This window comes from Pseudomonas paracarnis (assembly GCF_904063055.1).
Classification (GTDB): Bacteria; Pseudomonadota; Gammaproteobacteria; order Pseudomonadales; family Pseudomonadaceae; genus Aquipseudomonas; species Aquipseudomonas paracarnis.
Window position 1 is genome coordinate 1 of record NZ_CAJFCN010000103.1, and the last position, 435, is coordinate 435.

At 64.6% G+C, this 435-nt stretch carries 1 protein-coding gene; it reads right to left on the bottom strand.

From position 1 onward, the window contains the following. Positions 1 to 435: MFS transporter (locus tag JMV15_RS28090; protein WP_201492010.1), on the bottom strand; the 435-nt coding region annotated here is incomplete at both ends.

Genomic DNA, 435 nt, shown 5'->3' on the forward strand with positions numbered 1-435 from the left:
GGCAGCCAATGCCCAGGCCGTGGTGCCCGTGAGGATGATCAAGCCGACGGCGGCAAACAACAAGCGACCATTGGCGACCCGCTGATGATTCTTGTCGGCAATCCAGCCGCCCAGCGTCAGGCCCACCAAGCCGGTCAGGCCGACAATGACGCCCGTCGCGACGGCCGCGTCCTGCAACGGCATGAGGAAATAGCGTTGCAGCAGCGGCACCAGGAATGAGTTGCACGCATAGGTGGCAAAGTTAAAGCACAGCCCGGCCAGCACCAGCCACAGGAAGGTCGGCACGGCCAGCACGCGGCGGATCGGGCGGTCGACGCGCGCGTGGGAGACCTGCACGGTTTCCGCCGCGCCGCGCTTGGGTTCTTTTATGTAGAACATAAACACCGCCAGGATCAGCCCCGACACCGCTGCGATAAAGAAGGGCGCGCGCCAGCT